Source organism: Vibrio sp. ZF 223, from assembly GCF_003050585.1.
Taxonomy (GTDB): domain Bacteria; phylum Pseudomonadota; class Gammaproteobacteria; order Enterobacterales; family Vibrionaceae; genus Vibrio; species Vibrio crassostreae.
This window is the reverse complement of the sequence record NZ_PIGB01000002.1, coordinates 386,199-412,940: the sequence shown is the minus strand read 5'-3', so window position 1 is coordinate 412,940 and position 26,742 is coordinate 386,199. Positions and strand designations below refer to the sequence as shown.

Genomic DNA, 26,742 nt, shown 5'->3' with positions numbered 1-26,742 from the left:
ACGCCAATAGAATTGAAGGAATAAGATAATGGCTAAACTCGATGCCTACTTCGGTGAATACGGTGGTCAATACGTACCGCAGATCCTAGTGCCAGCACTAGACCAACTTGAACAAGCATTTATCGATGCACAAGCCGATCCTGAGTTCCGCAGTGAATTCATGACGCTTCTTCAAGAGTACGCGGGTCGTCCTACGGCACTAACGCTGACTCGCAACCTAACGAAAGGTACAAAAACTAAACTGTACCTTAAGCGTGAAGACCTACTTCACGGTGGCGCACACAAGACCAACCAAGTACTGGGTCAAGCGCTTCTTGCTAAACGTATGGGTAAACAAGAAATCATCGCTGAAACTGGCGCTGGTCAACACGGTGTTGCGACGGCTCTAGCATGTGCTCTATTAGGTCTTAAGTGTCGTGTTTACATGGGTGCGAAAGACGTTGAACGTCAAAGCCCAAACGTGTTCCGTATGAAGCTAATGGGCGCAGAGGTTATCCCTGTTCATTCTGGCTCTTCAACGCTAAAAGATGCATGTAACGAAGCGCTACGTGACTGGTCTGCAACTTATGAAGACGCGCACTACCTACTAGGTACGGCTGCGGGTCCTCACCCATTCCCGACGATTGTTCGTGATTTCCAGCGCATGATTGGTGAAGAAACGAAGAACCAAATTCTAGCTCGTGAAGGTCGCCTTCCTGATGCAGTTATTGCTTGTGTCGGCGGTGGTTCTAACGCTATCGGTATGTTCGCGGATTTCATTGAAGAAGAATCTGTACGCCTAATCGGTGTAGAGCCTGCTGGTAAAGGTATTGATACCGACCAACACGGCGCGCCGCTTAAACACGGTAAAACCGGTATCTTCTTCGGTATGAAAGCACCACTGATGCAAGATGAGAACGGTCAAGTAGAAGAGTCTTACTCTGTGTCTGCCGGTCTAGATTTCCCATCAGTTGGTCCTCAACACGCCCACCTAAACGCAATTGGCCGTGCTGAATACGACAACGTGACCGATGACGAAGCACTAGAAGCGTTCCAAGCTATCGCACGTAACGAAGGTATTATCGCAGCGCTAGAGTCATCTCATGCTTTAGCTCATGCAATCAAAATGGCTCACGACGACCCAGAGAAAGAACAGCTATTAGTCGTTAACTTATCTGGCCGTGGTGACAAAGACATTTTCTCTGTACACGACATCCTTAAAGAGAAAGGAGCATTATAATGGATCGCTATCAATCACTATTCACTCGCTTAGCTGAAAAAAATCAGGGTGCATTTGTACCATTCGTAACAGTTGGCGATCCTAACCCTGAACAGTCTCTTAAGATCATGGAAACTTTGGTTGAAGCAGGTGCTGATGCGCTTGAACTTGGTATTCCGTTCTCAGATCCGCTTGCAGATGGCCCAACAATCCAAGGTGCAAACATTCGCGCGTTAGATTCCAAAGTAACGCCAGATGTGTGCTTCGATCTTATCGGTCAAATTCGTGCTAAGTACCCAGAGCTACCAATTGGCCTACTGATGTACGCGAATTTGGTTTACGCACGTGGTATCGATAACTTTTACGAGCGTTGTGCTAATGCGGGTATCGACTCGGTACTGATTGCCGACGTACCAACCAACGAAAGTGGTGAGTTTGTTGCGGCAGCGAAGAAGTTTGGCGTTCATCCAATCTTTATTGCTCCACCAACAGCGAGCGATGAAACACTTCAGTCAGTATCTGAACTTGGTGGTGGTTACACTTACCTACTTTCTCGTGCTGGCGTAACGGGTGCAGAAACAAAAGCAAACATGCCAGTAGCCGCACTGCTTGATCGTTTGAACAAGTTCGATGCGCCACCAGCACTGCTTGGTTTCGGTATCTCTGCTCCTGAGCAAGTAAAAGAAGCGATTCAAGCTGGCGCTGCCGGTGCTATCTCAGGCTCAGCGGTTGTAAAAATCATTGAGAACAACGTTGAACAGCCAGAAGCAATGCTTAAAGCATTAGCTGAATTTGTAACGCCAATGAAAGCTGCAACACAGAAGTAATCTTTAGCATTCGCTAAACACGACTGTAGATTCTAAAAGGCACCACAGATGTGGTGCCTTTTTTATTGTTGTCAGAAAAAGTCGCTAATCATCAACTTTCATCGCCTTCTTGATTGCAGCCTCATTGAGTGTCGCTTTAATGGGATCAGTGATTTTATCCACTAAATCGACAGGCATTGGGAATACGATGGTCGTAGTGCGTTCATTCGCGACCTCGGTTAATGTCTGCATATAACGTAACTGAATGGCGTTAGGCGCTTTGTTCAGTACTTCTGCGGCTTCTCTTAGCTTAGTGGATGCCTCTAGCTCACCTGTTGCATGTATCACCTTAGCTCGACGAGAACGCTCTGCCTCTGCTTGTTTCGCAAGAGCTCGCACCATACTGTCATCAAGATCAACATGCTTAATCTCGACATTGGCAATCTTAATCCCCCAGTTATCGGTGTGCTGATCAAGAATTGATTGTAAATCTCTGTTGAGCTCTTCTCGCTCAGACAACAGCTCATCCAATTCATGCTGACCTAGAACAGACCGCAACGTGGTTTGTGAGAGTTGGCTAGTGGCTTCGAGATAGTTCTCCACGTTGTTGATTGCCATCTTAGGATCAAGCACTCGGAAATAGACCACAGCGTTAACCTTAACCGACACATTATCTCTGGTGATCAAATCTTGTGTTGGTACATCTAAAACGATGGTTCGCAAGTCGACTCGCACGATTTGTTGAATGAAGGGAATGATGATAATTAACCCTGGCCCTTTCACACCGTAAAAGCGCCCTAAGAAGAACACTACTGCACGCTCGTACTCGCGCAGAACTCTGAACATACTAGCTATCAACAAGATAACAAGCACGATAACAATACCTATAGTGTGTATAAACATAACCGCCCCCTAATGGTAACGATGGTTAAGCAATAAATAATTCAATCAAGTTTGTCCTAGCATTCCGCGCTAACAGCCCGTGCTAACCAGAGTTCGATGGTGTCTCATCGGGCAGCGCTTCAACATCCAAAGAAAGCCCGGTGAGCTTGGTGACTCTGATACTCTGTCCTGCTTTCAGTTCATTGACGCATTTAGCTTGCCAGATTTCACCTTCAACCAGCACTCGACCCGCGCCAGGAAAACCGCTTACAACTTTACCCGTCTCGCCAACCACCGCTTCCATCCCAGTCGTCACTGGCTTATTTCTGACTCGGACTAGCATTGATATTGTTACGACAATAAACGCTACAGAGAACAAACTGATTCCGATAATTAACGGCAATGCGATTTGGTAACCCGGTACTTCAGTGTCCATCAGCATGATTGAGCCCAATGTAAATGCAGCAACGCCACCCAAACCGAAAATACCAAAGCTCGGACTAAAGGCTTCCGCAACCATTAAAGCTATACCCAACAAGATCAAAGCAAGACCCGCGTAACTCACAGGCAGCATTTGTAACGAGTACATCGCCAATAACAGACAGATACCGCCCAATACACCTGGTAAGCCGACCCCTGGGTTATAAAACTCCAGCAACAAACCATAGATACCGATGAGCATGAGGATGTAAGCGACATTTGGATTCGTAATCACCGAAAGCAAACTAAAGCGCCAGTCTTGTTCTCGCTCGACAAAAGCAACATCACTAAGTTGGACTTCCTGACTGACCCCGTTGATGGTGATGATGCGTCCGTTGATCAGTTCAACCAATTGCTGAAGGTCGCTGGCAATAAAATCAATCACGTTAAGCGAAAGTGCATTCTCTGAGTCCAAACTCGCCGCTTCTCTTACCGCTTTTTCTGCCCATTCTTCGTTACGTTTGTGCAGCTTAGCCAAACTGACAATGTAAGCCGCTGCATCATTGATGACTTTCTTTTCCATCGCAGTGGTGGCTTTTACCTGATCTGAGTTCTCTTGTTTCGTTGCGTCTTGTTCACTCGCAGAAGTGTTGTCGTCTTTATTGGTATCGTCTTGAGGCGACAAGGGATTAGTCGGCGCTTTGCCACCACCAAGAGACACTGGCGTGGCTGCGCCTAAATTGCTTCCGGGCGCCATGGAAGCAACGTGGCTGGCAAGTAAAATATAGGTACCGGCGCTCGCTGCTCGTGAACCCGCAGGCCCAACCCAAGTAGCGACTGGAATCGGTGAGGTGGTGATGGATCGAATAATGTCACGCATCGATGAGTCTAACCCGCCAGGCGTGTTCATTTTCAAAATAATGAGCTTTGCTTGCTCATCGTGAGCTTGTTCTATTTCTCTAGTGAGGTAATCACTGGTCGCCGGACCTATCCCTCCGTTCACCTCAATCACCCAGACATCATCGGCCTGAGCAAACACTGAGCTGAGCAACAGAAGAAACGCAAACAAGTACTTTAATATAAAAGTCATAGCCCCTCTCCTTACAACTGAGATGCTAGATAGACGTTTTATTTAAAGCGCAGAGGTAACATCTTGGTAATAAATAGATACCTTAAGCATAGTTCAGGCTAAATTTCACACAACACGTACCTGTGGATTTACCCCAACACAAACGCTCAAAAAACACTCGCGAATGAAATCAAAATGTTAATGGGACGTTTTCAACACCAACGATTGTAAATCATTCACAAAACCTCCAGCGAAAAAGCTTTTATAAATTCAACAAATAACATCGCTATAAAAAACCAAGGCAAACGATTGCATTGTTGTGCAAAATCAACAAATGACATTAGACCACTTGTTTTTCAGAGACTTTCACCTCTGCTCATATTGATAAATGTAAAGGATACGTGTAAAACTCGTCGCGAAATATTAATCCAATGGTACATCGTACATTGGTGAGTAGTTCTGGGATTTTTATATTTAGTAGCACAGAGGTTATGGAAGTGTTAAAAGAAAAGAGTTTACTAAGCAACATCGGCGTTCAAGTCGTTATTGCAATGATCGTCGGTACTGTAGTTGGTGCGATGATGGGTGACAGCGCAACTATGTTCGCTCCACTGGGTGCTATCTTCATCAACTTGATCAAGATGTTGGTTATCCCTCTAGTCGCAGTTGCACTGATTTCAGGTGCTGCTGGTTTAGGCAACAGTTCATCTGCAGGTAAAGTCGGCGTAACTACATTGGGTTACTTTGCACTAACGTCTGCACTTGCTGTAGCGCTAGCGCTAGTAATGGGTGAAGTATTCGAACCGGGTCGTGGTATCGATGTTTCTGGCGTAGAAGGCATGTTCTCTTCTGAATACGCTGCGAAAGGCGAACTTCCAACGTTCTGGGCAACCATCACTGGCATGATCCCTACCAACGTTTTCCAATCATTGAATGAAGCAAACATTCTGCAAATTCTCGTTTTCTGCTTATTCTTCGGTATTGCGATTTCTAAACAAGCGAAAGAAAAACGTGATCCTATCATCAATGGCGTAAACGCGATTGTTGACGCTATGGTTTGGATGATCAACAAGGTTATGATCATTGCACCACTTGGCGTATTCGGCCTAATGGCAGAAGCAGTTGGTACATTCGGTTTTGGCGCACTTATGGTTGTGTTCAAACTGTTCGTTGTTTACATCGCTGCGATCCTGATCTTCGGTTTTGTTGCTTACCCACTGATGATTCAGATCTTCACTAAGACTTCAGCTAAGAAGTTCCTAGTGGCAATGAAGAAGCCTCAAGCGGTTGCACTATCAACAGCCTCTTCAATGGCGACACTGCCAGTAACAATGGAAACGGTAGAGAAAGAACTTGGCGTTCGTAACTCTACGGCTTCATTCGTTCTACCACTTGGTGCGACGATCAACATGTCTGGTAATGCAATTTACTACGGCCTAGTTGCTATCTTCTTTGCACAGCTGTTCAACATCGACCTGTCTATGGGTGCTTACGTTGCTATCATCGTAACCTCTACGCTAGGCGCAGTTGGTCAAGCAGGTGTTCCAGGTCCTTCTTTCCTAGTGGTTGCGGTTCTTCTAGCAGCTGGTATCCCTATCGAAGGTCTACCTCTGTTGTTCGCTCTAGACCGTATCTTCGACATGATTCGTACTGCTCTGAACATCACTGGTGATGCAGCATGTGCAGTAATCGTTGATTCTCTAATCAAAGACGAAGCGAAAGAAGCTGAGCTACAAAAACAGCAAGCGTAATCAATAAACGCTAAGTTGGTGGTGATTGAATTGATACCACCAGCTTAAACTAAAAAATCCGAGAGCCTCACAGCCCTCGGATTTTTTGTTTTTGGTGTTCTAGTTATAAGCGTTACGCGAATTACAAATCAGCGCCATAGATATCAAACGTGAAGTACTTAGAAGCAATCTTGTCGTAAGTACCATTTGCTCTGATCTCTTCAATCGCGGCATTGAATTGTTTCGCCAGTTTTGAATCCTGTTTTCTTAGTGCTAAAGCCGTACCTTCACCAATGTAGGCTTTGTCAGTTACTGCTTTGCCTTTAAATTCAAAACCCTCACCTTCTTTCTTATCTAAGAAAGCCAATGAAAGTTGATCAGAGTTACCAAACGTTAAATCTAGACGGCCATTCTGCATATCAAGATACACTTCATCTTGGCCCGTATAACGTTTAATCTTCGCAACCTCACCAAACTTGTCGGTAACGTAGCGATCGTGAATCGTGCCTTGTTGAACACCGATGGTTTTGCCCGCTAAGCCGGCCTCATCGACGCTGAATTCCGCGCTTTTAGCAGCAACAAACACGGCTGGAGTTTGGTAGTACTTATCAGTAAACAAGATCTTACGCTTACGCTCTTCGGTAATACGCATTGAAGCCATAATCACATCTGACTTTCTTGCCAACAAACTTGGAATTAGCGAGTCCCAACTTTGTGAAACCCAAGTACAATCGAGTTTGGCTTGCTCACACAAGGCATCAGCTATCTCAATATCAAACCCAACAGGCACACCGTCACTGTTTTTATAGTTGAATGGCGGATACGTAAAGTCTGACGCCAAACGGATTTCTTTCGCCTGTACCGTTGTACCAAGTAAAGCGGCCGCACAAGCGAGTCCTAGTATTATCTTTTTCATCATTGCCATCCTAGATATGATCTTTATCGAGTTGAGATTGAGTTTCTTTATGTTGAGATTGTTGAATTTGTCTGCCTTGTTGATTCTTTTCTAATTCGGTTTGGTAGCGTGTTAGTGACGTTATCACTTCTAGCATGCTCTCTTGGCTACCAATACTGATTCGAACACAGTTACGCAAAGCAGGTTCATGGTTTTGATTCCTTGTCACAATGCCATCTTTCGCCAATACACTAAACAGCTCGTAGTCAGGCTTGTGGCGTAATAAGACAAAGTTGGTAGAAGACGGGTAAACCTGTTCAATGAAATCAAACTGATTCAGTTCAGAAGCAAAGAGGTTTCGTAATTCGACCAACTTTAACGTTGCGTCTTCCATTACTGAAACTCGTTCATCAGACAATGCGTCTAGCACTATTTGAGATGAGCAATCTGGCATTGGGTATGGCGGAATCAATTTAGCGACATACTGCATCACATTTTGACTCGCTAAGATAAAGCCACAACGTACTGCAGCCAGTCCAAACGCCTTCGACAAAGTGCGAATCACAACCAAATGCGGATAACGCTCAATAAGGCTCACAGATGACGTTTGTGGTTCAAACTCGATATACGCTTCATCGACCACCACTAGAGATTTCCCGATAGTCCCTTCCAGTACCTGAATCAAATCCGATCTGGGAATCACATTACCCGTTGGGTTGTTGGGAGAACAAAGGAAAACGATATTAGCCAACTCGGCTTTATTCACGATATCAGTAACGTCTAAGCTGAAATCTTCCTGCAAAGGAGAATCGAGCGTTTCAATCGCTAATGCATCGGCGCAAAACTCATACATTGCATACGTTGGTGAACAAATCAGGATATTGTCACTCGCTGGCTTACAGAATGTTCTGATCAGTAAGTCAATCGCTTCATCAGCGCCACGAACAGCAACCGTTGCAGCATCAGTTCCACAATACGCTTGGTAAGCCTTGGCAATATCTTGAGGTAAGAAGTCTGGGTATCGATTGTGACTCGCTTCTCCTTGAAACAGTGAGCTTTCCAATTCGTTCGCGTTTAGCCAGACACGTCCATCACCACCAATTCTTCTTGCCGATTGATAAGGTATTAATTTTTTTACAGCCTGAGGCACTAAGCCATCAATAAAAGATGTCAAGAAGCTATTCCTTTCGCAAAATCACAATTCTTCACCACTGCTTTTGTATTCAAAATATACGACTTATGCACATATTAAATCACAAATGATGATTAAGTATCTACATTCAAACAGAACACCATTGAAAAATGAATCGAATTAATCACATAATAGCCATGATAAAAAATCATAGGTAAAGATATGAATCGCCCCCTTCCTTCAACAAAAACATTACTCGCATTCTTGTCTACAGCTAGACATCTCAACTTTACGCACGCGGCGAATGAGCTCAATGTCACGCAAGGTGCAGTGAGTCGTCAGGTGCTGTCGTTTGAAGAAAGCCTTGGCTGTGATCTCTTCTACCGACATGCTCGAGGGTTGTCCCTGACACCAAAAGGAGAAGAGCTAGTTCCTCTTATACAAGGGGTGATTTACCAACTGCAATCCGCTCTTAACCAAGTGGCTAGCTCTCCCTCGAAGATCAAGCTCAATGCTCCGAGTTGTATTACCTCGTGGCTGTTACCCAAATTGATGTCATTTCAGCAAGCCTACCCTGAAATTGATGTAGAACTAACGTCCACTATCAAACACGTTTTCGAACCGAGCTTTGACCCGTTCGACGCAGTGATTACCTACGGTAAGAAGCCAAGCCAACACTCGATTGTGAGCCAATTATTGTTTAACGAGCAACTGGCTCCTGTCTGCCAAACACAGAGTATTGTTCCAAGTCACCTGATAGATAGCACTTCAACTGTCATCAAGCCACACAAGCTTGCTCAGTACACTTGGTTGCACGCTAACAATGAGCAGAGTGACTGGCGACTATGGTTAGAGCACATAGGAAGCCATGACCTTTCAAGCAAGAACAACCAACAATTCGCGACACTCGACCAAGCGATGAATGCCGCGATTCAGGGCTTTGGTATAGCAATCGGTGACATCACGCTTGCTAAGCAAGATATTGATTTGGGCAGATTGGTGAAAGTGAGTGAAGGCAGTGTCTTCTCTGGAAATGGTTACTTCCTATTACAACCCAAGAACCGTCAGAATGCCTCGCTATCAACCTTAGTCGATTGGCTAGTCGATTAACGGTTATCAAATTGCCAATTCAGGAGCCTTAAAGCTTCAGTAGATCGTCATAATGAGAATTTTACCATTCTCAAAATAAAACTATTTTTCGTCAGCTCCGTATTGGTGTTTAGAGAATAGAACTTACGTTCCTTTAACTAATTGAAAAGAAATTCAATTCTATTTGGTAGGAAAGTGGTTCTGTTCAATTGGAAAAAATGGCATTCGAATTGCTTTGTCATAGATAACCCAACCAATATACAGCAGGTTGCATCATTTGAACTGCAGCTTGTCACGGAGGATAGGCTATGACCTTACAAAGACATACGTATTACGGCTTAATTCACCATGGGATTAAAACCTTATTAATGGACAGAATTGGCCACTTCACAGAACGTGAATATCATGAGTATCTCGACTTAACGACCGGTAAATCGACATGTTTTGCCATGAGTGAACAAGAACTCGAAAACACCTTAGACAGTTTGAAAAGCGAAGGTTATCTTGAAGACATCAAGAAGCTGATACCTCGCTACCAAACCTCGTCAATGCGATAACCGGTCTAAACTCGTTAAACACGATGAAGGGTTAGATGGAATTAAATGGCACCCAATTGTCTCGGACTATTTAGCATCGAGACAGTTTTCGTTAGACTGTCTGCAACTCAACTAACTGGATAGTCAGTGTCTCATGAAGCAAATCCTTGATTTCATTCCTCTCATTATTTTCTTTGCGCTGTATAAGATGTATGACATCTATACAGCGACTGGTGCTTTGATCGTTGCATCTGCAGTTCAAATTGTTTTGACGTATTTCATCTACAAGAAAGTAGAAAAAATGCAGATCATCACGTTTCTGATGGTTGCCGTATTTGGCGGCATGACCATCTTCTTGCACGACGACAACTTCATTAAGTGGAAAGTGACCATCGTTTACGCGCTGTTTGCTATCGGCCTGACAGTCAGTCACATCATGGGCAAGTCAGCTATTAAAGGAATGTTGGGCAAAGAGATTTCACTTCCTGAATCAGTGTGGGCCAAGATCAACTGGGCATGGACTCTGTTCTTTACTCTATGCGCTATTCTCAACGTTTACGTTGCTTTCAACCTACCGTTGGATGTTTGGGTGAACTTCAAGGTGTTTGGCTTACTCATCGCTACCCTGCTCTTCACCTTACTGACGGGTGTATATATTTATAAGCATTTACCAAAAGATCAGCACCTACAAAAAGACCAACAGCAAGAACTAACAGACAAAAATACCGACGAGAAGTAACCCTAAGGGATGAGTCCTCATTCCCTTTTTGATACAATTCTTATCAATATGCTATTTAACAGTGGCCAATGATACTCGTGATCATTGGCCACTGGCTTTTTTGTGTTGCAGAAACTGGTCAAAATAAAGCCTATTATTTACTGACAATCTCACTAAATTAGCGGCAATCTGGTTTCTTGTTGTTCAATGCACTCATTTGCCAATGTGCTTAACCAGTCAACACATCTGTTTTTATTTAAGATAATCAATACCATCAAGAGTACAACAATGACTATTCAATCAACTTTGAACCCGATTGGTTCTTTACTTCTTCGCACATTAGCGATGCCTTCTGATACAAATGCAGCAGGCCAGATTTTCGGTGGTTGGATAATGTCTCAGCTCGACCTAGCTGGCGGTATCTTGGCGAAAGAGATCTCTAACGGCAAAATAGTCACAGTTTCAGTATCAAGTATCGAGTTCAAACAACCAGTCTCTGTGGGTGATGTGGTATGTGTTTATGGTGATTGCACTAAGATTGGTCGCAGCTCGATGAATATCGACCTAGAAGTATGGGTTAAGCCGGTACTTGACCACGGCATCGGTGACCGTTACAAGGTTTGTGGCGCGACATTCAACTACGTCGCGGTTGATGAAAGTGGTAAGCCTCGCTCTATCAATAAATAGGACTTTTCACTCCGTCGTTTACGTAAATGGTCTTTAGTTCGAGTCAATGAAATAGCTAAAGACCATAGCGCTCTCTCGCACCAATTCACAATTTCTTATCATTAGCTCTTCCAATACCAATTAGTTCGCGTAAATTAGCAAGATAGCGAATTTAAACGCCCCAATTTAGTGAAGTAAAATAAGGATATCTCAATATGTGGTACGTGATTTTTTCTCAAGACGTCGAAAATTCATTAGAAAAGCGCCTAAGTGTTCGCCCACAACATCTAGAACGCCTACAAACACTTCACGATGAAGGCCGACTGTTAACAGCAGGCCCAATGCCAGCCATTGACTCAGATAACCCTGGTGAAGCTGGCTTCACAGGTTCGACTGTGATTGCTGAGTTTAATTCTTTAGAAGATGCACAGACATGGGCAGACGCAGACCCGTACATCGCTGCTGGTGTCTACCAAAATGTTATTGTTAAACCATTCAAGAAAGTATTTTAACGTGAAAAAATGGATTATTGGCTCACTGACTTTAGCTCTGCTCGCAGGCTGTTCATCAAGTGAGCATGACGAACAAAGACAGCTAGAGATGATGGCGCAGCACCGTGCTGGCGTTTTATCTGCTGGCCTGCCGATTGAGTACGGCCCGCTGTCGGTCATGCGCGTATTAGCAAAAAACACGGTTATCGAAATCATGATGATCTACAACCAAGATGCAAAAGGTGCTAAGCCTTTAAACCAAGTTGTAGACATGAGTGTGAATAGCTACTGCACTAACTCAGAAGTAAGAGCAAACCTTGACATGGGCTTGGCTTACAACATCAAGATTCGTAACACACGCGGACAATTGATGGTTGAGAAGCTGATCAGCAAAAATACCTGTCAGAGCAGCAGTTAGATTCGAGATTTAAACAAGCATAAAACCAGAAGGCCTAGCATTTGCGAGGCCTTTTTTGTGGTTCATCGTGGATTAGCGGGTCAATCAAAACCTAGTATTAGTTATGCTCAAGCTTCTGCGGCTTCCCACTCTTTACGCAGTGTCTTAGTCGCCGAAACTAAGTTAGTTAGTGCGGCTTCTGTCTCTGCCCAGTTGCGTGTCTTTAATCCACAATCTGGGTTCGCCCACAAACGTTCTGCTGGGATTTTTTCTGCCGCTTTCTTAAGTAAATCAACAATCCACTCTTCTGAAGGGATGTTTGGCGAGTGAATATCGTAAACACCCGGGCCTATCGCATTCGGATAGTTAAACTCTTCAAACGCTTTCAATAGTTCCATATTTGAACGAGAGGTTTCAATGGTAATCACATCGGCGTCTAATGCGGCCACTGAATCAATGATTTCGTTGAACTCGCTGTAGCACATGTGAGTATGAATTTGCGTCTCTGGTTTAGCACTCGCGGCCGAGATCTTAAAGGCATCGACGGCCCATTCTAAATATTCTGCGTGGTCACGTTTTTTCAATGGTAAACCTTCACGAATCGCTGGTTCATCAATCTGAATAATATTGATTCCTGCATCTTGTAGGTCAGACACTTCATCACGCAGCGCAAATGCCAATTGATTAGTGATCTCTTTGCGTGAGATGTCTTCACGTGGGAACGTCCAGCACAAGATAGTGACAGGGCCAGTTAACATCCCTTTCATTTGTTTAGAAGTTAGAGATTGGGCATAGGTAGACCACTCCACCGTCATCGGTTTCTCACGCTCGATATCCGCGACTACAATAGCTGGTTTCACGCAGCGAGAACCGTAGCTTTGCACCCAACCAAATTTAGTGGTTTGAAAGCCCGCTAGATTTTCTGCAAAGTACTCCACCATATCATTACGTTCCGCTTCACCATGAACCAACACATCCAAATCTAGCGCTTCTTGGCGTTTCACCGCATCCGCAATATGGCCTTTCAATGCGGTTGTGTATTCCGCTTCACTCAGTTTGCCGGTTCGGTAAGCACTACGCTGAATTCGGATCTCCCCTGTTTGTGGGAACGAACCAATGGTTGTGGTTGGCAATAGTGGTAAACCCAGCACCTCAGACTGATGAACCGCACGTTCTGCATAAGGAGCACTACGCTCTGCTAATGCTTTGGTAATCGTGCTAAGACGAGCCTGTACTTGAGGCTTGTTCACATGAGTCGAGCTCTTACGTGCAACAATAGGTTGGCTATAAGTCTCACACGCTAATATGGCATTTTGATCGCCGTCAAGCGCAGCACCCAATAAGCTAACTTCCGTGACTTTCTGTTTCGCGAAAGCAAACCAGCTTTTCACTTCATCGCTAAGTGAATCTTCTAACTCTAAGTCAACTGGGCTGTGCAGCAGCGAACATGAACTTGCGACCCAAAGCTTATCGTCTAACTTCTCTTTCACTGGTTGCAGTTTCGCTAGCTGAGTAGCCAAGTCTGCTCGCCAAACATTGCGCCCGTTGATGACACCTGCAGACAGCACCCACTCTTCAGGTAGTTTACTCACGACTTCATCGAGTTGTTGTGGCGCAGCAGCCAAATCGATGTGTAAACCATTGACGGGCAGTTCTATGATTTTATCTAACGTGTCAGTCACCGAATCAAAGTAAGTGGTAAGCAGCAGTTTTACATCACCTTGAATCACTTGATAAGCCAACTTGAATGAATCAGCCCAACGTTTTTCAAGTTCCAGAGAAAGGATAGGCTCATCGATTTGCACCCACTCAACACCTAACTTGGAAAGTTTAGCCAAAATCGCTTGGTAGGCAGTAAGCAGGCGTGGAAGCAAGCTTAGGCGATCAAAGCCCTCTTCCACTTCTTTGCCTAGGTACAAGTAAGACAGCGGGCCAAGAAGGACTGGCTTAACCTTATGCCCAGCTTGAATAGCTTCATTCACTTCATCAAACAGTTGCGGCCAGCTCACGTCAAACGAATCATCTTTACTGAATTCGGGCACAATGTAGTGGTAGTTAGTGTTGAACCACTTGGTCATGTCAGATGCAGCTGCACCGTCTTGAGCACTTTCTGAACCATGTTTCCCGCCACAACAAGTTGGCTGCTTTTGAGATTGTGATTGCCCGCGACCAACACGGAACAAGGTATCTAAGTCTGGGAAGGCTTTCTCTTCTTCAGAGCCACCAGCGTGACGCTTTGGCACATGACCCAAAAGCAAAGTCGTTGTTAACACATGGTCGTACCATGCGAAGTCACCCGCAGTTGCAAAGCTTAGATTCGCGTCGGCTTGTACATTCCAGTTACGATTTCTCAGTTCGCTGCCGAGCTGATTAAGCTCTGACTGGCCAATCTCGCCGCGCCAGTACTTCTCTAATGTAAATTTCAGTTCGCGTTTTTCACCGATGCGTGGGTAGCCAAGAATATGCGTTGTCGTAGTCATGAGCCTGTTCCTTATTCAATAATTGTTAGTATCTTTTCAGACCACCTATTGAAGATTACGCTTTATCAAAAAGGCGTCTGGATGGCTAAACTATCCACCCAATCTGAATAATGAACAACGTCCAAATATTCATCTTGTTTATTAAAAATATTCATCTTGAATAAACCAAAGATGAGGAACTCAAAACCATCTAGACATCTAGACGTTTACAAATGATAAAAAACCCCGTAGGGTGATTATTAAGAAATATTGAATTGGCTTAGGGAATATGAGGAATACTCATGATAGAGCTTAAACACCTTCGAACATTGACTACCTTGAGAGACAGCGGCTCACTGACAGCAACTGCAACCTCTCTTCATCTGACGCAGTCGGCGCTTTCTCATCAATTGAAAGACCTTGAGGCGCGTATTGGCGGTCAGCTTTTCCTTCGTAAAACTAGGCCAGTTAAATTCACCTCTGAAGGTGAGATTTTGCTTAAGCTCGCCGATGAGATACAGCCAAGAATCGCTAAAGCAGAGAACGAACTCGCAAGCCTGAAAGAGGATGTGAATGGCCGTTTGCACATGGCGATCGAGTGTCACTCATGCTTCCAATGGTTAATGCCCGCTTTGAAGGAATACCAAGTTGCTTGGCCAAGCGTAACCCTAGATTTCTCGTCAGGCTTTGGTTTTGAGCCGCTGCCCGCATTAATGGCTGGTGAATTAGATTTGGTGATCACCTCTGATATACAGCCGCGTTCAGAGGTTCATTATGAGCCACTCTTTGATTTCGAGATGCGTTTGATCACTGCAATAAACTCGCCTTTGGCTGAAAAGCCAAGCATTGAACCGCAAGATCTTAGCGATCTCACGATGCTCTCCTATCCAGTTCAAAAACAGCGTTTAGATGTCGTGAAGCACTTTTTGCAACCTGCAGGTGTGGAACCTAAGAAGTGGAAGCAAGCAGACAACACCTTGATGTTGGTGCAAATGGTATCGGCAGGATTAGGTGTCGCGGCATTACCAAACTGGGCAATCAGTGAGTTCTCAAGACAAGGCTTGATAGCCAGCAAGCCGTTAGGTAAAGGGCTTTCGAGAAGACTGTTTGCTGCAGTAAGAAACTCAGAAAAAGACAAGCGTTACCTACAGGCTTTCTTTAGTACGGCAAGGCAGCAGAGTAAGAGTCACCTTGATGGTATTGAGGTCGTTTAACAATAACCATCGTCAACTAACTCCGCTTACACCAAGCACAAGAGACAAATGCCAGAAACAAAAAAAGTCACAGATAATCTGTGACTTTTTAGTTTCAGTACCGATGATTTTCGATACCTGTTGATTCGCGAAAAATAGACTATCTTGCGTAAGATTTAAACTGGTTAGTCAGTGGGTCGTATTGATAGCCAAGCATATCAAGCTTACCGACGACACTTTCTATATCCATCTCATACATGCTAATGAGCTCTTCAAAACTGTCGCACTCTAAGCGCAGTTTTTCGTTCACTATTCCCAGCAAGATAATGCTATCCAGGCTTTTGACGTTGCTTAAATCCATCTCGTACTCCTTACGAACACACTGACTAGAGTTAAGTTTAGAACGCTTACTAAGGTCACGCTAAAAAACAGATCACACTTCTTAAATCAGATACGTGGTTACCATACCCAAAGTTACGATGCCCAAAATTACAGAGCCCAAACTGGCGTTAAACCAACAGCGGCCGCTAATAACATCAACAATGAAACCGTAAGTTGAAGCTTTTCAGGTGTCTTAACGAACAGTAGATGCCAACACCACACCACGATAGAAGAGATCAACAAAGCGAAGCTAAATAGTAACGTCGAAATTACTGGCTCTAACTGAGCTTCAGAGAGTGAGTAAACATTCACGACTGTTGCCAGTACCACCAACATACCCGCCAATACACCCACCACTGGCAAAACACGGTGGAAAGCTTGCAAACGCGTTCTTGCGATCGTCAGCAGTAAATGACCAAACGCAGCACCTAACAATACGACCAACAGCAGAGTCGTAATGATGCCGACTGTGGTTGCTTGCTCCGTCGCTTGAATAGCAACGTAAGATAACGCCAAACCACACGCCAAATACATAACCCAGATAGGGCCAGAATCACGAGTCTTCTTAGTTTGAACTTGAGAATAGAAATAAAAAATTGCGAACACGACCAGAAAGGCTTCAATTTTTACTGAGGCAACCGCCAGCCAAAGCACGCCAATTGCAGGTAACATCTTGTGAATACGGCCACGTTGTCCCGGGCAAATATCCCCTTTCACCAAGATGAGGGTTAAGATCAGTTGGGCTCCTAAAAGCATCGGAGCAAATTGTACTAATAACGTTTCGACCATTGTGGATCTACTTCTTCAGACTTATTTTCGCGAATAATATCAAAAACTGCTGCGAACACTAATCAAAATCACAAATTAGCGACGTTATTCAAGGCTTCAACTATGCTGTTGTATGGCTCTTTTGATGCTTTTAAAAGCGATATAGCGAAAGACACCAGAACTAACAGGGGCATGTTCTACTGGCTAGTCTAGTCTCATGCCGCTATAATTCCCGCCTCAAAAATCAGAGGTTGAAATATGTACAGCGATATCACTCCTATTCACGAACACAAAAAATACTGGGCCGAGTGCTACGGAACTGCACCCTTTTTGCCTACCAGTAGAAAGGAGATGGATGCTCTTGGATGGGATAGCTGTGACATTATTATTGTAACTGGTGATGCGTATGTCGATCACCCGAGCTTTGGTATGGCTATCATCGGCCGTCTGCTTGAAGCTCAAGGTTTCCGCGTAGGCATTATTGCTCAACCAAAGTGGGACAATAAAGATGCCTTCATGAAGCTAGGTAAACCTAACCTATTTTTCGGCATCACAGCGGGTAACATGGACTCCATGATCAACCGCTACACCTCTGATCGCAAATTACGTCACGATGATGCTTACACACCAAACAATGAAGGTGGCAAGCGTCCTGACCGTGCAACTCTGGTTTATTCTCAACGCTGTCGTGAAGCTTACAAAGGCACGCCAATCGTTCTTGGTGGTATTGAAGCAAGCTTGCGCCGTGTTGCGCACTACGACTACTGGTCGGATAAAGTTCGTCGCTCTGTATTGTTTGATGCAAAAGCCGACATTCTTCTTTTTGGTAACGCTGAACGTGCACTGGTTGAAGTGGCACATCGCATTGCCGACGGCGAAGACATGTCTACGCTAACCAATATCCGCGGTACTGCTATCAATCTTCCAGCAGCGCCTGAAGGCTTCAAAATCATTGACTCTTCTCGTATCGAAAAGCCGAACAAAGCGTATGTTCCCGTTAACCCATACGAAGTTGAAACCCAGTGTGATACCAAGAAAGACGAAAAAGAAGAAGTAAAAGCGCAGCCTATTACTATTCGCCCTTCTCGTCACGATGCAAAAACTACAGCAGTTCGTATCCCAGGTTACGAAAAGCTAAACAATGACCGTATTCTTTACGCTCACGCTAGCCGTATTCTGCACCTTGAGACAAACCCGTACTCGGGTCGTGCTCTGATTCAACGTCACGGTGATCGTGAGCTCTGGGTTAACCAAGCGCCAATTCCACTGACTACAGAAGAGATGGATTACGTGTTTGGCCTTGCTTACAAGCGTGTTCCTCACCCGATGTACGGTAAAGCGAAAATCCCAGCATACGACATGATCAAAACCTCGGTTAATATCATGCGTGGTTGTTTTGGTGGTTGTTCTTTCTGTTCAATCACAGAGCACGAAGGTCGTATCATTCAAAACCGTTCGAAAGAATCTATCTTGGATGAGATCGAAGACATTAAAGATAAAGTACCGGGCTTTACCGGTACTATTTCTGACTTAGGTGGTCCAACGGCGAACATGTACCGTTTAGGTTGTTCAGATCCAAAAGCAGAAATTAACTGCCGTCGTCCATCATGTGTGTTCCCGAAAATCTGTGAAAAGCTAAACACAGACCATCAACACACCATCGACCTGTACCGCTCAGCAAGAAAAGTACCGGGCGTTAAGAAGATCATGATTGCTTCTGGTGTTCGTTACGACCTAGCGATTGAGTCTCCAGAATACGTTCGTGAGCTTGTGACTCACCACGTTGGTGGTTACTTGAAGATTGCTCCAGAGCATACTGAAAAAGGCCCGTTGGACCTGATGATGAAACCGGGCATGGGCACTTACGATCGTTTCAAAGAGATGTTCGAGAAGTACAGCGCTGAAGCCGGTAAGAAACAGTACCTGATTCCTTACTTCATCTCTGCTCATCCGGGCACAGAAGACGAAGATATGCTTAACCTTGCAATGTGGCTGAAAAAGCATAACTACGAGTGTGACCAAGTACAGAACTTCTACCCATCGCCAATGTGTAATGCAACATCGATGTACTACTCAGAGACCAACCCTCTGAAACGCGTGAAATATAAGAAGCGTGAAGATGTTCCTGTACCTAAAGGTGATCGTCAACGTCGTCTCCATAAAGCACTGCTACGTTACCACGATCCTGAAAACTGGAAGATCATCCGTGAAGCGCTGATCAGTATGGGCAAACAGCACTTGATCGGCGACAAAGTAAACTGCCTAGTACCAGCAGAAGACTTTGATGCTCAAACGCCAGCACAACGTCGTAAGTCTGGTCGTCACGGTTCACAACGTTTTGCGACTAAACACAGCAAATCTCAACCGGGTTTAGGCGGCGAGAAGCCACGTAATCACTCTAAATCTGGTGGCAAGAAGCCTACTGGTAACGGTAGCCAAGGCAATGCTAACCAAGGTAACGGAAAGCAAAACGCTGGTGGTAGTAACAACGGTAACGATCGTAAACCAGCGACAGGCTTCATTAAGAAAGGTCCTGGTAGTCAGCAATCACAAGGTAATGGCAGCGGAAACGGCAAACCAAACCGCAATAAAGGCGGTAATGGTCAAGGTGGCAAACCTGCAAGTAACGGCAAGAACCGCCAGCGCGCAGCACAACGCTAATATCGCAAGCCAATTTATTCTGTTATCGTAAAAACACAAAGCGCAGCTATTTAGCTGCGCTTTTTTGTTTTTGCCAACTCATCAAAAATCTCACTGAGTTGTCTAACGAGTAAATACCCAATACTGACTAAACAAATAGTTGGTGACCATACCCACTAAGATACCAACCGCCATTGCGATAAACACGGCCCCAGTAAATGCAGGCAACAGTTCCGTCATCAACTTAAAGCACAACAAATTAGGAATCGCCGATATCGATGCGGAAAACATGAATTTCTGCCACTGGATCAACTTTTCGGACCAACTCCCCTGACCTTTGAATCCAAAAGTCAGCACGCGATTACCAAACCACGTTGTCGTTGCAGCAGCAATGAACGAACCTATTCTCGCCGTCATTAAAGGCAAACCAGCAATGTAATGCAGAAAGGCAAATACCGCACAATCAACAACAAATCCACCAGCACCAACCACAGCAAATCGAACCATCCTGTGATGGGATTGGAGCTTTTGACTGTGTGCCTGAAGCTTGTTATTGATCATTCGCAGCCCTGAGTTAACGCTGAACATCACTTTCACTTCGAATGTGACTCAACGACAAATTTGGTTTGATGTTTTGGCTATGACAACTGAATAAAGCGCGCTTTACTTTAACCGTCGGCTCCAAAATACACGTTAACGCGTTGTCTTTAATCTTGGTTTCGACTTCCGCTCTTTTACCAATCAAATAGAACTTGTCGATGCCATCAAGTTGCTCGATATCAAGTAGCTTCTTCGCTTGACCATGGCTATAAAATTGCCCAGAGAACGGTCGCTTGCCTACATAAAAACTCGGTGATGAATCAGTGATCTGTTCGAAGATGATACGATCACTTTTCTCGTTCGCCTTGCCTAAGTTCAGGTAAACCATCGCGATCATCAATAAGACGGGTAGAACTAAAGCCACGCTTGAAAACCACTTCTTATCTTTTTCCACTACGAGTATAGCAACCAACAAACCAAGAGCAGGAATTCCCGGTAACACGTAAGCTGGAAGAATATTACCCGCCATGGTGAAAAGAATCAGAGGAGAGACCAACCAACACACAAGGAATGAAAACAAGCCGCGATTTTCAGTATTAATTTCTGCAATTTTCTTACGGCGAACAAACGCCAATATAGGCAAAACAATTGACCAAGGCGCAGCGGCTTGAATCCAGAATACCCAGATCATACCTCGTGCTTGGTCATGAGCAGAACCGTACAGATCACCTTCCCAGCCACTCACAACAAAACGCTTAAAGTGTTCGCCAACAATAAAGTAGTCGATGAAGCCCGGCGTTGCCATTTCAGCCATGATGTACCAAGGTAGAGCAATCGCTAACATCACACCTAAACCAGACAACAATGGGAAACGTTGCCAAAGCGCTTTGAAAGCACCAAAGAAGCCGTGTTGTAATACCAACCAAGGGAAAACTGCGATACCCATGATGACAATCGCTACCGGCCCTTTTGCCAGCAAGCCTAGTGCTAAACCAATGAAACCAACGTAACCCCAAGATCGATTAGTCTTCGCACTCCCTTCACCCTTCCCCGCTTCTCCTCCTAGCCAACATAGGTAGAAACCCAGCATGGCAATAGTCATCGCTAAGGTTAACGCGATGTCTGTCATCACAGCACCTGCCGCAATAGAGAAAATACCACATGTCGCCAACACTACCGCGGCAACCAACGCACTTTGCCCTGTTCGTTTCGCCATGTAAGCGGTCAACAAAATCGTTGCTACACCCGCTAACCAATGTGGTGCGCGAACGGCAAACTCACTCAGGCCGAACAACTCAATACCGGCAGCGCTCATCCATGTAAACAACGGTGGCTTACCCCAGAAAGGAATACCGTAATCAAACTGAGGCGTTAACCAATTCCCAGTTTCCACCATCAGACGTGCCATTTCGCCATAGCGCGCTTCTGTGGTATCCATTAATGGATAGGTTGCCAAAGATAAAAGCCTTAAAACCAATGCAAAAGCCAACAAGTACCATAGGTGCGTTCGGTTCAGGCTCATGCTGACTCCTCTAATTTAAAATGTGTTTTTAATGCCGGTGTATCGACCACCGATTGGATCAGATATAAAGGACGATTCTTGGTTTCAATGAAAATACGACCTATGTACTCTCCCATTAAACCAATACACAACAGTTGGATACCGCCAAGGGCAAGCTGTACGACCATCATTGACGGATAGCCCGTGATTGGCTCACCAAACATCATGGTTTTGAACACGATGAAGACGCCATACACGAAAGCAGTAAGTGCCACTAAGCCACCAACGGCCGTCGCAATACGCAGTGGGCGGATAGAGAATGAAGTGATGCCATCCATCGCCAAGCCAACCAGCTTCAAGTAGTTCCACTTGGTCTCACCACAAAAGCGCGCGTCGCGCTTAAACTGAATCGTTGCTTGCCTAAAACCCGGCCATGAGAAAATACCTTTCATGTAGCGATTACGTTCAGGAAGTTGATTGATATGGTCGACGACTTCACGGCTCAACAGTCTGAAATCACCGACATTTTCAGGAACATCGATTTTCGCAGCCACATTCATGACTTTGTAAAAGCTCGCCGCTGAAAACTTCTTAAACCACGTTTCACCATCACGCTGGCTGCGCTGCATATTCACAACGTCATAGCCTTCGCGCCACTTGGCAACCATTTGTGGGATCAGCTCCGGCGGATCTTGCAGGTCTGCGTCTAACAAGATCACCGCTTGTCCTCGGCAATGCTCAAGGCCAGCACTCATGGCTGACTCTTTACCAAAGTTACGGCTTAAACCAATCACCGAGATTGAGCTGTTAATTGAAGTGAATGAACTCACCAAGTCCAAGCTGTTGTCTTTGCTGCCATCGTCGACATAAACAATCTCACTCGTGATCGGTAAGCTATCAAGCACCTTGGTAAGGCGAGAGTGGAACTCTTCCAATACCTCTTGTTCATCGTAAAAAGGCACAATGATAGACAAAGAGACCGCAGGATTGATCTGCGATGTAGATATCTTAGGGCGGCTAATATGAAGTTCAGACATAATACGTTCTTCTATTTTTTAATCTACAGCCAATCTACCCTCCCATAAGTGAAAGTTATGTTATTGACATATTTTTCACGCTCACTCAGGATAATGTTACTGTCTATTTCTGTATGAGAATCAAAATGAAACGAGTTCTATTAGTCGAAGATAACCGTGAAATTGCAGGTGTATTGTTTGATTATTTTGAGTGTATTGGCATGGAACTCGATTACGCAGACAACGGTGAACTTGGCCTACAACTCGCGTTGGAAAACTCATTTGATATCATCATATTGGATCTAATGTTACCGAGAATGGACGGCCTAACGGTTTGTAATAAACTGCGAGACCAAGGTAACGCGACACCTATTTTGATGCTGACCGCCTTAGATAGCCGAGAAGATATGCTGAAAGGCTTTGAACACGGTGCCGATGATTACCTCACCAAGCCTTTTGATTTGGATATTCTAGAAGCAAGAATGAACGCGTTAGTCCGTCGTTACCGCGGAAAAGTCGCCTCTTCAAAACTTCAGTTCGATGAACTCACCATCGACCAAAAAACCCGTAAAGCTTACCGCCAAGATAAACTACTAGCGCTCAATCCAACCACTTACACCATACTTGAGATGCTGTGCCAAAGCGCACCTGAAGTAGTCACTCGTGAAGCTATTTCCTACAAGTTATGGGAAGAAAACGAGCCCAACAATGATGTGTTGCGCAGTCACATTTATCAGTTACGTAATCAACTCGACAAGCCTTTTGACACTCAGATGTTAATTACGGTGCCTAAAGTTGGCTTCCGATTGGAGCCATCGAATTGATTTCAAATGTTCTTACAAGCACAAAAACCCTAACGGGCCGCTTAGCGGTTTTCTTTGGGTTAATGGCCGTAATTGTGTCGGCATTTGTCTATGTGGTATTTATCACAGCCCTGTACTTGTCGGAAGACCGCGTGGGTGAAAGACGCATCCTAATTGACCGCAACTATGCAGTCGGGTTATTCCAGTCAGGCGAAAGTGGAGAGCTTCGTATTGATGACCTGACTATCGCTTACAACGATCTTTCCTATCTACCGAAAAAGTATTTAAAGTATATTGAAGGCAAAGAAAATTTCATTGGTGAGGTCGGTGAAGATCCAGAATCTCGCATGGTCTATGTAGGCGAGTATACTCATGAAGGTAGAACTCACCCTATTGTTCTGCTTTCTGAAATAGACCGTGTCGAGCTTAGTGTCTTTGAGCTCGTTTATGCCACCACATTTGTATTAGCCCTTCTCTCTATTCTAATATTCAGCTTCGGAGCTCTGCTCTATCGGTTGTCTAAACGGCTGATTGAGCCCTTCAACTCCCTGTCTGAACAGCTTGAATCCAATAAGCTCAATCTAAACGAAGAGTTTGGAGTGAATGACGATGCGGCGGTGGAGTTTCGTCAGTTGACGGATCAACTCAATCAATACAGAAGAGAAATCAATTCTCTAGTAAAACGCGAGCAAGCTTTCGCACGCTACTCAAGTCATGAACTAAGAACTCCGTTGACTGTTGCTCGTGGTGCCAACAAACTGTTACTGAGAAGCGAAACAACCGAATTTCAATCTCGTCAGGTTGAACGTATTGATGAAGCCATTGTTCAAATGTCTGAAATGGTCGATGCCCTGCTTGGTCTCGTTCGCTATGAAAGAAACAGTGACGATGCACCTCTACGTTTATTCAGCCAGCAAGAGCTAGAGACTATCGTTTCTAAAAATTCGTTGCAGGCTGACGAGAAGGAAGTCGCGATAACCTTACAAGTTCAATCAGAACCAACCATTCAAGCCACCAGCGCGATCATGAATATGTTGGTCGGTAACTTGTTAAGAAACGCGATTGCAGCCACTAATAGCGGTACAGTAACTATTACCCTTTCTCAAGACAGTCTTATTATTGAAGACCAAGGCGAAGGCCTGCAGGAGCAATACAACCCGAATGGACACGGGCTAGGTTTGTTGATTGTCGATGACTTGTGTCAGCGTTTTCATTGGGACTTTGAGTTGTTTAATCGCAGCTGTGGTGGATGCACAGCCAAGATCACCTTTCAAGCCGATTCATCCGCGTCAATATCGAACGAAAACTTGATTTAGTTGGTTTACAGCCGCCTCTGGCTACTAGATACTCGTCCGTCCTATTTGATTTAAAAATGCTGGCTCTTTAGTCAGCATTTTGTTTAAGTGCGATGAAACTAAATAATAGCCCTGTAACTCAGCATCAATTTAACGACCACACCTTTTTCTTAAAGCGTGACGATCAACTTCACTCACACTTTTGCGGTAACAAAGCCCGCAAGTTCATGAAGCTGCTGGAAGACGAGCACCCAGAGACAACAACCTTGATCAGCTATGGTTCTGCGCAGGCTAACTCTCTGTTCTCACTCGCGGCACTGGCAAAGATCAAAGGTTGGACGTTTGAGTTCTACGTCGATCATCTTCCCGAGTGGCTACTAGAACGCCCAATAGGTAATTACCGTGGTTCAGTAGACCTTGGCGCTAAGGTGATTTCAGTCAAAGAGACAGGCTCTGAGCTTCATCCTAAAGAGTATATTGAGCAAGTAAGACAACCTGACTCCCACTGCATTGTGTTACCAGAGGGTGGCCGCTCTCAGCTTGCTGAGTATGGTGTTAAGCAATTGGCAATGGAAATACTGAGCTGGACTCGCTTCGAAAACCAACACGATTTTGTGATCGCACTCCCCGCAGGGACAGGTAGCACAGCTCTCTATCTTCATAAGCATTTAAAGCTGCACAACATCCCGGTATTAACCTGTGCTTGTGTTGGTGGCAGCGACTATTTAACGCAGCAATTTAATGAGCTAGGTGAAACCGAACATCCACAGATCTTATCGCTCGAAACCAAACACCACTTTGGAAAATTGTATCAACAGGATTATCAAACTTGGTTGGATCTACAAGAGCAAACCGACATCGAGTTTGACCTGCTTTACGACCCATTGATGTGGCAATGCTTAGAACAATGGCAAGAAGATAACCCAACTAAAACCATTATCTACATTCACCAAGGCGGTATCTTAGGTAACGAATCGATGCTGCCACGCTATCAGCGAAAATATCCAGATATGTGCCGTAGCACGACTAACGCTTCCTGGTAATTGCCCCGTCACACCGAGCTCTGGATATTCGAATTTCCGTAATCTGAGAACACCGTCATACAGCCATCACACTTGATCGTGATGGCTGTTTTAGCGTTTCACTTTCATATTTTACCTCTACTCTTACACTTCAAATTAAAGACAGTAATCTGGCGAGAATCATCGCGTTATCTATACTTTCGATTGGAACGGCAATTGTCATCGAAAGGAATAACGTATGCGAAAACTCACTATGCTCGGCTGCTTGTCAGTTTTACTGCCCATCTCAGCGATTTCAGGAGAAAACGTCACTTACCAAGTGGATGGAGTGGATTACGAAGGCTATTGGAGTGAAGCCAGCGACCAAGCACCTTTAGTGCTATTAGTACACGATTGGGATGGCTTAACCGATTACGAGAAGAAACGTTCTGAGATGCTCAATGAGCTTGGGTACAACGTGTTCGCCATCGACCTGTTTGGTAAAGGCATTCGTCCAACAGAAGTGAAAGACAAAAAGCAACACACCGGCGAACTGTATAAAGACAGAGCAAAAATACGTACGCTACTTAATGCGGGAGCAATGGAAGCCGAAAGGCTTGGAGGTAACTTAGATAATAACGTGATGATGGGTTACTGTTTTGGCGGCGCTGCCGTTTTAGAAGCGGCTCGTGCAGGTATCCCTTCGAAAGCTTATGTTACCTTCCACGGTGGTTTATCGACACCGAAAGGACAAGATTACTCGCAAACCAAAGCCCCAGTTGTCGTATTCCATGGCACAGCAGACGCCATGATCTCAATGCACGACTTTGGAAGTCTCGCCGCTCAACTTGAATCAACCAAAGTTCCGCATGAGATGATCACTTATAGTGGTGCGCCACACGCCTTCACAGTATTCGGATCGAATAACTATCAACATGAAGCTGACCAAAAATCATGGCAACGCTTTACTCAGTTGTTAAGTTCGGTATCTCGTTAACTTTCAATCTAGGTAACAGCCCAACGGCAGCCTGTTACCTAATTCGTACTAATTATTAGCGAGTATTTCTTTAAATTTGGTGTTCGTCACTCAAAAAGAAAGCGCTTTCTTGTAGTGTA

At 44.8% G+C, this 26,742-nt stretch carries 25 protein-coding genes; 15 read left to right on the top strand and 10 right to left on the bottom strand.

The genetic code is table 11. The annotated features are described in order from the left end of the window. The first annotated feature begins 28 nt into the window (after window positions 1-28). Together trpB and trpA are read left to right on the top strand one after the other, a co-directional pair. Window positions 29-1,219 (top strand): tryptophan synthase subunit beta, encoded by a 1,191-nt coding sequence (gene trpB, locus CWO13_RS06505; protein ID WP_060982409.1) that lies wholly within the window; start codon window positions 29-31, stop codon window positions 1,217-1,219. After that, window positions 1,219-2,025 (top strand): tryptophan synthase subunit alpha, encoded by an 807-nt coding sequence (trpA, locus tag CWO13_RS06500; RefSeq protein ID WP_108020618.1) that lies wholly within the window; start codon window positions 1,219-1,221, stop codon window positions 2,023-2,025. The genes trpB and trpA overlap by 1 nt, the downstream gene beginning before the upstream one ends. 84 nt (window positions 2,026-2,109) lie before the next feature. On the opposite strand, the gene CWO13_RS06495 is transcribed toward trpA, so the two are convergent. Together CWO13_RS06495 and CWO13_RS06490 are read right to left on the bottom strand one after the other, a co-directional pair. Then, on the bottom strand, window positions 2,110-2,907 hold the full coding sequence (locus CWO13_RS06495; RefSeq protein WP_048664711.1) for a slipin family protein: 798 nt from the start codon (window positions 2,905-2,907) through the stop codon (window positions 2,110-2,112). A gap of 82 nt (window positions 2,908-2,989) precedes the next feature. After that, window positions 2,990-4,396, bottom strand: a complete 1,407-nt coding sequence (locus CWO13_RS06490) for an NfeD family protein (protein ID WP_108082657.1) — start codon at window positions 4,394-4,396, stop codon at window positions 2,990-2,992. Window positions 4,397-4,806: 410 nt separating this feature from the next. Between CWO13_RS06490 and CWO13_RS06485 the strand changes: the two genes are divergently transcribed. Further along, window positions 4,807-6,126 (top strand): dicarboxylate/amino acid:cation symporter, encoded by a 1,320-nt coding sequence (locus CWO13_RS06485; RefSeq protein WP_307862841.1) that lies wholly within the window; start codon window positions 4,807-4,809, stop codon window positions 6,124-6,126. A 121-nt stretch (window positions 6,127-6,247) separates the two neighbouring features. On the opposite strand, the gene CWO13_RS06480 is transcribed toward CWO13_RS06485, so the two are convergent. Then, window positions 6,248-7,021: an ABC transporter substrate-binding protein gene (locus CWO13_RS06480; RefSeq protein ID WP_108082707.1), complete on the bottom strand. Its 774-nt coding sequence runs from the start codon at window positions 7,019-7,021 to the stop codon at window positions 6,248-6,250. Window positions 7,022-7,031: 10 nt separating this feature from the next. Further along, on the bottom strand, window positions 7,032-8,174 hold the full coding sequence (hisC, locus tag CWO13_RS06475) for a histidinol-phosphate transaminase (RefSeq protein ID WP_108082656.1): 1,143 nt from the start codon (window positions 8,172-8,174) through the stop codon (window positions 7,032-7,034). A gap of 180 nt (window positions 8,175-8,354) precedes the next feature. Here hisC and CWO13_RS06470 point away from each other — a divergent pair, with 180 nt between their 5' ends. The 6 genes from CWO13_RS06470 to CWO13_RS06445 all read left to right on the top strand — a co-directional run bounded on the left by CWO13_RS06470 (window position 8,355) and on the right by CWO13_RS06445 (window position 12,050). Beyond that, window positions 8,355-9,242: a LysR substrate-binding domain-containing protein gene (locus CWO13_RS06470; RefSeq protein WP_108082655.1), complete on the top strand. Its 888-nt coding sequence runs from the start codon at window positions 8,355-8,357 to the stop codon at window positions 9,240-9,242. A 287-nt stretch (window positions 9,243-9,529) separates the two neighbouring features. Continuing rightward, window positions 9,530-9,778: a hypothetical protein gene (locus CWO13_RS06465; protein WP_017069991.1), complete on the top strand. Its 249-nt coding sequence runs from the start codon at window positions 9,530-9,532 to the stop codon at window positions 9,776-9,778. A 133-nt stretch (window positions 9,779-9,911) separates the two neighbouring features. Further along, window positions 9,912-10,496, top strand: a complete 585-nt coding sequence (locus CWO13_RS06460) for a septation protein A (protein ID WP_048659613.1) — start codon at window positions 9,912-9,914, stop codon at window positions 10,494-10,496. 267 nt (window positions 10,497-10,763) lie between these two features. Next, a complete protein-coding gene (gene yciA, locus CWO13_RS06455; protein ID WP_009846426.1) occupies window positions 10,764-11,162 on the top strand; it encodes an acyl-CoA thioester hydrolase YciA in 399 nt (132 codons plus the stop codon). Window positions 11,163-11,356: 194 nt separating this feature from the next. Continuing rightward, a complete protein-coding gene (locus CWO13_RS06450; RefSeq protein ID WP_017063533.1) occupies window positions 11,357-11,653 on the top strand; it encodes a YciI family protein in 297 nt (98 codons plus the stop codon). 1 nt (window position 11,654) lies between these two features. Then, window positions 11,655-12,050, top strand: a complete 396-nt coding sequence (locus tag CWO13_RS06445) for a GspS/AspS pilotin family protein (RefSeq protein ID WP_048659614.1) — start codon at window positions 11,655-11,657, stop codon at window positions 12,048-12,050. Window positions 12,051-12,157: 107 nt separating this feature from the next. On the opposite strand, the gene metE is transcribed toward CWO13_RS06445, so the two are convergent. Further along, window positions 12,158-14,509, bottom strand: coding sequence for a 5-methyltetrahydropteroyltriglutamate--homocysteine S-methyltransferase (metE, locus tag CWO13_RS06440; protein ID WP_108082654.1), 2,352 nt, complete (start codon window positions 14,507-14,509; stop codon window positions 12,158-12,160). Window positions 14,510-14,790: 281 nt separating this feature from the next. On the opposite strand from metE, the gene CWO13_RS06435 reads away from it, so the two are divergent. Beyond that, a complete protein-coding gene (locus CWO13_RS06435; protein WP_048664705.1) occupies window positions 14,791-15,702 on the top strand; it encodes a LysR substrate-binding domain-containing protein in 912 nt (303 codons plus the stop codon). 139 nt (window positions 15,703-15,841) lie between these two features. On the opposite strand, the gene CWO13_RS06430 is transcribed toward CWO13_RS06435, so the two are convergent. Continuing rightward, window positions 15,842-16,042: a DUF4250 domain-containing protein gene (locus CWO13_RS06430; protein ID WP_004741624.1), complete on the bottom strand. Its 201-nt coding sequence runs from the start codon at window positions 16,040-16,042 to the stop codon at window positions 15,842-15,844. Window positions 16,043-16,170: 128 nt separating this feature from the next. After that, the gene (locus CWO13_RS06425; RefSeq protein WP_048659617.1) at window positions 16,171-16,851 is read right to left on the bottom strand and encodes a hypothetical protein; all 681 of its coding nucleotides are present in this window, start codon (window positions 16,849-16,851) and stop codon (window positions 16,171-16,173) included. A 330-nt stretch (window positions 16,852-17,181) separates the two neighbouring features. Here CWO13_RS06425 and CWO13_RS06420 point away from each other — a divergent pair, with 330 nt between their 5' ends. Beyond that, complete coding sequence (locus CWO13_RS06420) at window positions 17,182-19,491, top strand: YgiQ family radical SAM protein (RefSeq protein ID WP_441351610.1); 2,310 nt, start codon at window positions 17,182-17,184, stop codon at window positions 19,489-19,491. Window positions 19,492-19,593: 102 nt separating this feature from the next. On the opposite strand, the gene CWO13_RS06415 is transcribed toward CWO13_RS06420, so the two are convergent. Genes CWO13_RS06415 through CWO13_RS06405 form a run of 3 tightly spaced genes read right to left on the bottom strand, consistent with a single transcriptional unit; the run spans window position 19,594 to window position 22,548 of the window. Then, complete coding sequence (locus CWO13_RS06415; RefSeq protein WP_108082652.1) at window positions 19,594-20,058, bottom strand: GtrA family protein; 465 nt, start codon at window positions 20,056-20,058, stop codon at window positions 19,594-19,596. Next, entirely contained in the window at window positions 20,045-21,532 is a 1,488-nt protein-coding gene (locus tag CWO13_RS06410) for an ArnT family glycosyltransferase (RefSeq protein WP_108082651.1), read from the bottom strand. The genes CWO13_RS06415 and CWO13_RS06410 overlap by 14 nt, the downstream gene beginning before the upstream one ends. Continuing rightward, on the bottom strand, window positions 21,529-22,548 hold the full coding sequence (locus CWO13_RS06405; protein ID WP_048659621.1) for a glycosyltransferase family 2 protein: 1,020 nt from the start codon (window positions 22,546-22,548) through the stop codon (window positions 21,529-21,531). Before CWO13_RS06405 ends, CWO13_RS06410 begins: the two co-directional genes overlap by 4 nt. Window positions 22,549-22,673: 125 nt before the next feature. On the opposite strand from CWO13_RS06405, the gene CWO13_RS06400 reads away from it, so the two are divergent. From CWO13_RS06400 to CWO13_RS06385, 4 genes are all read left to right on the top strand, one after another. Further along, entirely contained in the window at window positions 22,674-23,351 is a 678-nt protein-coding gene (locus CWO13_RS06400; protein WP_017062034.1) for a response regulator transcription factor, read from the top strand. Next, window positions 23,348-24,646, top strand: coding sequence for a sensor histidine kinase (locus CWO13_RS06395; RefSeq protein ID WP_017063525.1), 1,299 nt, complete (start codon window positions 23,348-23,350; stop codon window positions 24,644-24,646). The genes CWO13_RS06400 and CWO13_RS06395 overlap by 4 nt, the downstream gene beginning before the upstream one ends. A 92-nt stretch (window positions 24,647-24,738) precedes the next feature. After that, complete coding sequence (locus CWO13_RS06390) at window positions 24,739-25,668, top strand: pyridoxal-phosphate dependent enzyme (protein WP_102432907.1); 930 nt, start codon at window positions 24,739-24,741, stop codon at window positions 25,666-25,668. A gap of 217 nt (window positions 25,669-25,885) precedes the next feature. Continuing rightward, window positions 25,886-26,623, top strand: a complete 738-nt coding sequence (locus CWO13_RS06385) for a dienelactone hydrolase family protein (RefSeq protein ID WP_102432908.1) — start codon at window positions 25,886-25,888, stop codon at window positions 26,621-26,623. Window positions 26,624-26,742 lie beyond the last annotated feature (119 nt).

What these genes read in the sequence shown, in the direction of transcription:
- trpB (WP_060982409.1), top strand. Translation starts at nt 29, where the DNA reads ATGGCTAAACTCGATGCCTACTTCGGTGAATACGGTGGTCAATACGTA.
- trpA (WP_108020618.1), top strand. Translation starts at nt 1,219, where the DNA reads ATGGATCGCTATCAATCACTATTCACTCGCTTAGCTGAAAAAAATCAG.
- CWO13_RS06495 (WP_048664711.1), bottom strand. Translation starts at nt 2,907, where the DNA reads ATGTTTATACACACTATAGGTATTGTTATCGTGCTTGTTATCTTGTTG.
- CWO13_RS06490 (WP_108082657.1), bottom strand. Translation starts at nt 4,396, where the DNA reads ATGACTTTTATATTAAAGTACTTGTTTGCGTTTCTTCTGTTGCTCAGC.
- CWO13_RS06485 (WP_307862841.1), top strand. Translation starts at nt 4,807, where the DNA reads ATGGTACATCGTACATTGGTGAGTAGTTCTGGGATTTTTATATTTAGT.
- CWO13_RS06480 (WP_108082707.1), bottom strand. Translation starts at nt 7,021, where the DNA reads ATGAAAAAGATAATACTAGGACTCGCTTGTGCGGCCGCTTTACTTGGT.
- CWO13_RS06470 (WP_108082655.1), top strand. Translation starts at nt 8,355, where the DNA reads ATGAATCGCCCCCTTCCTTCAACAAAAACATTACTCGCATTCTTGTCT.
- CWO13_RS06465 (WP_017069991.1), top strand. Translation starts at nt 9,530, where the DNA reads ATGACCTTACAAAGACATACGTATTACGGCTTAATTCACCATGGGATT.
- CWO13_RS06460 (WP_048659613.1), top strand. Translation starts at nt 9,912, where the DNA reads ATGAAGCAAATCCTTGATTTCATTCCTCTCATTATTTTCTTTGCGCTG.
- yciA (WP_009846426.1), top strand. Translation starts at nt 10,764, where the DNA reads ATGACTATTCAATCAACTTTGAACCCGATTGGTTCTTTACTTCTTCGC.
- CWO13_RS06450 (WP_017063533.1), top strand. Translation starts at nt 11,357, where the DNA reads ATGTGGTACGTGATTTTTTCTCAAGACGTCGAAAATTCATTAGAAAAG.
- metE (WP_108082654.1), bottom strand. Translation starts at nt 14,509, where the DNA reads ATGACTACGACAACGCATATTCTTGGCTACCCACGCATCGGTGAAAAA.
- CWO13_RS06435 (WP_048664705.1), top strand. Translation starts at nt 14,791, where the DNA reads ATGATAGAGCTTAAACACCTTCGAACATTGACTACCTTGAGAGACAGC.
- CWO13_RS06430 (WP_004741624.1), bottom strand. Translation starts at nt 16,042, where the DNA reads ATGGATTTAAGCAACGTCAAAAGCCTGGATAGCATTATCTTGCTGGGA.
- CWO13_RS06425 (WP_048659617.1), bottom strand. Translation starts at nt 16,851, where the DNA reads ATGGTCGAAACGTTATTAGTACAATTTGCTCCGATGCTTTTAGGAGCC.
- CWO13_RS06420 (WP_441351610.1), top strand. Translation starts at nt 17,182, where the DNA reads ATGGATGCTCTTGGATGGGATAGCTGTGACATTATTATTGTAACTGGT.
- CWO13_RS06415 (WP_108082652.1), bottom strand. Translation starts at nt 20,058, where the DNA reads ATGTTCAGCGTTAACTCAGGGCTGCGAATGATCAATAACAAGCTTCAG.
- CWO13_RS06410 (WP_108082651.1), bottom strand. Translation starts at nt 21,532, where the DNA reads ATGAGCCTGAACCGAACGCACCTATGGTACTTGTTGGCTTTTGCATTG.
- CWO13_RS06405 (WP_048659621.1), bottom strand. Translation starts at nt 22,548, where the DNA reads ATGTCTGAACTTCATATTAGCCGCCCTAAGATATCTACATCGCAGATC.
- CWO13_RS06400 (WP_017062034.1), top strand. Translation starts at nt 22,674, where the DNA reads ATGAAACGAGTTCTATTAGTCGAAGATAACCGTGAAATTGCAGGTGTA.
- CWO13_RS06390 (WP_102432907.1), top strand. Translation starts at nt 24,739, where the DNA reads ATGAAACTAAATAATAGCCCTGTAACTCAGCATCAATTTAACGACCAC.
- CWO13_RS06385 (WP_102432908.1), top strand. Translation starts at nt 25,886, where the DNA reads ATGCGAAAACTCACTATGCTCGGCTGCTTGTCAGTTTTACTGCCCATC.